At 39.7% G+C, this 4,455-nt stretch carries 6 protein-coding genes; 1 reads left to right on the top strand and 5 read right to left on the bottom strand.

All coding sequences use genetic code 11. The features are described from left to right. Window positions 1-196: 196 nt before the first annotated feature. Window positions 197-1,030: a hypothetical protein gene (locus JMX92_RS13070; RefSeq protein ID WP_201546100.1), complete on the top strand. Its 834-nt coding sequence runs from the start codon at window positions 197-199 to the stop codon at window positions 1,028-1,030. A gap of 222 nt (window positions 1,031-1,252) precedes the next feature. Here JMX92_RS13070 and JMX92_RS13065 read toward each other — a convergent pair whose 3' ends face one another. The 5 genes from JMX92_RS13065 to JMX92_RS13045 are packed head-to-tail and all read right to left on the bottom strand — an operon-like array spanning window position 1,253 to window position 3,951. Further along, entirely contained in the window at window positions 1,253-2,467 is a 1,215-nt protein-coding gene (locus JMX92_RS13065; protein WP_201546098.1) for an IS256 family transposase, read from the bottom strand. A 3-nt stretch (window positions 2,468-2,470) separates the two neighbouring features. Then, entirely contained in the window at window positions 2,471-2,860 is a 390-nt protein-coding gene (locus JMX92_RS13060; RefSeq protein ID WP_265089796.1) for a DDE-type integrase/transposase/recombinase, read from the bottom strand. Further along, window positions 2,821-3,465 carry an IS3 family transposase gene (locus JMX92_RS13055; RefSeq protein WP_201546094.1) on the bottom strand — a complete coding sequence of 215 codons (645 nt, stop codon included), beginning with the start codon at window positions 3,463-3,465 and terminating at the stop codon, window positions 2,821-2,823. Before JMX92_RS13055 ends, JMX92_RS13060 begins: the two co-directional genes overlap by 40 nt. A gap of 51 nt (window positions 3,466-3,516) precedes the next feature. Further along, a complete protein-coding gene (locus JMX92_RS13795) occupies window positions 3,517-3,630 on the bottom strand; it encodes a transposase (RefSeq protein WP_201546102.1) in 114 nt (37 codons plus the stop codon). Between the two features lie 24 nt (window positions 3,631-3,654). Beyond that, window positions 3,655-3,951, bottom strand: a complete 297-nt coding sequence (locus JMX92_RS13045) for a helix-turn-helix domain-containing protein (protein WP_201546093.1) — start codon at window positions 3,949-3,951, stop codon at window positions 3,655-3,657. Between the last annotated feature and the right edge of the window lie 504 nt (window positions 3,952-4,455).

The raw sequence follows: 4,455 nt of genomic DNA, 5'->3' as shown, positions 1-4,455 counted from the left end.
GTAGTCGTCTTTAGCTTCAATTAGCATACGGACGGCGCGCTCTTTCATTTCGGGGGTATAGTTTCGTGTTTTCATTGTCGTATTCTCTCAGATAAATGAGTCTCTGACAATCCCGGGGCGGTTCATTGCTTTTACAGGTCACATATTAGATGAAGAATCTAAAACCATACTGTGTACGGAGATAACAGGTATATCAATGCCTCAAGGTGAGCCTATTGGATTTATACTAGGCCGAGTGATTAATAAAACATTAACTACGGATGGTTGTGGAGTACATAAGTTTAAACCATTAGTGCATCACTTAGAGCTTGATGAAATTATTTTAGATATAGGTGCTACTCCCAACAATCAAAATACAGCGATTGCTAGGCATCATATTGAAAAAATCGGTAATATTCGGAAGTTAATAGAAGCTAAAGGTTACGATGAAGAAAGTGCTCTCGAAACTACAGAAATCAGTGTAACCCTTCTTGATAATCCTCTGCCAGAGAGATTTGCCGATGGAGATAGAATTGGCTTTGATGGCAATATAGGATTGCTTCAAGCTCTTAATAATGCTGGAGTAGCTGAAAAGTTAGATATGCACAACTTTGATAGGTTGTTAGATTTTGCAAATAAACTAAAAGACCATATAGGGTATCGCCCTTTAACGATTGATTGTTACACTAATAATGGTTTCGTGACGGCAAACCAAGCTATAGGTTGTACATCTCCTAAACACAAAGTTAGTACGGTTAGCTCTATATTCATTATGAGACTAATTACTTCAAAAGGCACATTTTTAATTTTTGACTGTGACATTAAAGGTGGTCAACAAACAAGTGGAATTGCGATAAAGATTAAGCAAGAAGTTTTAGATTTAGGCAAATACAATAAAGATATTAGAATGGTTATGTGTCAACTTTTCGAGAATAGAGGGCGATTATCTAACAAAGATATAATAAAAGAAAAGCTGGGCGCTATTAAGTACTTTAAACACACTAATGGTCATTCAATTAATTGGGTAGAAAGGGTTCTAAGTAAGTTTTAATTATGTATGATAAGAACTGTTTAAATTATATAGTCAATCCACTTAAGAATTAGTACAATTGGTCCAACCTATCAGTAACCTATTTAAGATTTGTAGTGGTCAAGTAAAATTAGACAGCTTATAAGAGGTTTTGAAAATAAAGTTTCTCTTTCTCTATAGGCGTTAAATAATCATTATGCTGATGAGGACGCGAGACCATCCCAGATTCTGTGTAACTGCCATTTAGATTAAATGCTTACTAATACGATCATCAAACATAATCATAAAGCGATTAAGGGCAGACGTCCAGTTACGGATCGGCATTGACCACTTCTTGGACGCCTGCTGGGTTGCTAAATACACCACTTTAAACGCCGCTTGGTCAGACGGGAACACCTTACGCTTATTCACCGCTGTTCGAATCACGCTGTTTAGTGACTCAATAGCATTGGTGGTATAAATGGCTTTTCTGATATCTTTAGGATACTCGAAGAACACCGTTAAGCCCTCCCAGTTGCTGCGCCAAGACTTGACCACATGCGGATAGTTCTTGCCCCACACCTCATCAAAGTGCTCAAGATTGGCCTGTGCTATCTCAAGCGTATCAGCGCCGTAGATGGCCTTTAAATCAGCCGCTACTGCCTTCTTATCCGTCCATGGCACAAACTTCATTGAGTAACGCACCATGTGTACGATACACAGCTGAACCTGAGCATTGGGGTAAATGGTGTTAATGGCGTCAGGGAAGCCCTTTAGACCATCGACACAGGCGATTAAGATGTCTTGTACTCCACGGTTTTGTAGTTCAGTGAGTACGCCAAGCCAGAACTTAGCCCCTTCATTTTCTGATAACCACATGCCAAGCAGCTCTTTTTTACCATTAAGACCGACGCCTAGCGCCAGATAGATAGCCTTGTTGATGATCTGCTTGTCTTGACGTACTTTAACGACAATGCAGTCTAAATAGACGATAGGATAAACACTGCTCAGCGGCCGGTTCTGCCAAGCAGTAATGTCCTCTAAGATGTTGTCAGTGACTCTTGAGACAAGAGAGCTTGAGATGTCGACATCATAGAGCTCTTTGATACTCTCGACAATCTCAGTGGTGGTTTGACCCTTGGCGTAAAGGTATATGATTTTATCATCAAGACCTGAGATACGGGTTTGATGCTTACTAACGAGTACAGGCTCAAAGCTGCTATCACGGTCTCTTGGGGTGGAGATCTCAAGATTGCCTGTGTCGCTACGGACGGTCTTTTTAGTGTGTCCATTGCGCTTGTTAGGCTTGTCTGCTTTCTCATGCTTGGGGTAGCCTAGATGGTCTTCCATCTCAGCTTCAAGAGCGGTATCGATAAAGGATTGCATGAGCTCTTTTTGAAAGTCTTTGATGTCATCGAAGCTTTTCATGCTACTAGCCATTTGCTCGGCTAGTTTTTTAATGTCAGATTGAGTAGTCATTGCTTATTCTCCGGTTAATGGATTATAAGCAGTTACACACTTTTTAGGAAAGGCTCGAGGACGCACACTGCGATAATATCCCCAAATATAATCAGTGATATCCTTCGTTGCTTCAACCTGACTTGCATAACCATACTTTGGCATCCATTCTGTTTTAAAGCTTCTAAAGAACCTTTCGGTGGGTGCGTTGTCCCAGCAATTACCTTTACGACTCATACTGTGTCTCATCTCATAGCAGTTGGAAATGGTTTTAGCAAAATGCTCACTGGTATAATGCGTACCCTGATCAGAATGGAACAACACCCCTTTGGGCTTTAAACGAGATTCATACGCCATCATCAACGCCTTACTGGTTAACTCACTATCAGGTGAATCAGATACTGAGAATCCCACGATATTGCGTGAATATAGGTCAATGACCACTGCAAGGTAGCACCACCGCCTTTGATGCGGATATAAGTGACATCACCCGTCCATACTTGATTCGGTGCTTCAGGTGTAAAGATTCTATTCAACATGTTGTCATGTAGCTTGTGTGTTTGCTCTTTGTTTTTGTAGCTGTGTTTCTTCTGCTTACTGACCAGCCTCATGTCTTTCATGAGCTTACCAGCTTTATAGCGTGTCAGTTTGATGTCATGTTGCTGAGTAACGATATTACTGATGGTTCTCGCTCCTGCTGAGCCTCTAGAGTCATTAAAGACTTGCCTAACGAGTGCTTTAAGCTTGATCAGTTCATAGTCTATGGATGCAGGTTTGATACACCAGTAATAGCTACTGCGTACGATGCCAAATAGGTCGCATAGCCTAGATTTACTGATAGTTTTACTTTCTGGTTGCTCTGCTAGGTCTTGGATTATCTGTATACGTTCAGACTGTCTGATGCCAGCAGAGCTGATGCCTTTTTTAGAATATCTCTCTAGTTTGAGTTGTTTGACTTGCTGTACTAGTTCTTGAATGCGGCGTAGTTCTGGGGTTAGGGCTTTGCCTTCGGTGGGCATGATGCCTTGTTGTTCTTTGCGGTATTTATAAACCCAGTTCTCAAGGGTCTTCTAACCAATACCCAGTGAGTCGGCTACTTCGGGTATTTTTCTACCCTGTTCTTCAATAAGATTAATGGCTTCTAACTTAAATTCTCGGCTATATGTTTTACGTTTACGGGTTATACTGGTTCTCCATTTTCAGTGGTACTATAACGGCAACCACCCCAAAAAACAATAACACTTAAAAGTAGAAACTAACTGCTTAAATAGTTCAGCAAGTAGCTTTTCTTGCGTTGTTAACAAAAGACTGTCTCGTCTACCAGTAATGACATAATTAATATCAAATCCTAATTCAGCAATTTTGATTAAATACTGAGCATCAGGACACCGTTTACTCTTCTTATAGTTAGACTGGGTAGGAATAGCAATACCTGCATAATCAGCAACACCTTTTGCCTTTAATCCAGGCCTTGAACGCTCTTCTGCTAAAAATAAATTACTCAAAAGATTAAGTCCTATTGACATTAATAAGACAACCCAACAGGCAAAGCCATTCTTAGTGCGTTTGCCTTCATCTCATATTAGGTAGACATATGAACAATACTGTTTAGACGCCCAATCAGCAATTGCATATTCTTATCAACATAACCAATCATTATTATATGACTTGACCAGTAATTCTCATCAGTAATCCATCTCTAACTTCCCTATTTCTCTCACACTCTTTAGTTTTAAACTCCGCAAGATTATACAAAACTATATTTTTTATATCTTATATTATCTAATTTTTAGATAAATAACTCGCCTTAATAACTGCGAATCAAGAATGATGATTATATAAATATGAAATATAAAAATTTTCCAATGGATGTCCAGTTGTTTGACCCCTGCCGTCAAATCCGTACAGTTAAACTTGGGAGATTTGAATCAAGCAGCTTGACGATAATAGTCAAACCACACCTGTCTTGGCGACTTATAGCCTAAACTCTTTTGAATCCTCGTTTGGTT

It is taken from the genome of Psychrobacter sp. H7-1 (assembly GCF_904846585.1).
In the GTDB taxonomy this organism is placed as follows: Bacteria; Pseudomonadota; Gammaproteobacteria; order Pseudomonadales; family Moraxellaceae; genus Psychrobacter; species Psychrobacter raelei.
This window is presented reverse-complemented; position numbering and strand designations above follow the sequence as displayed.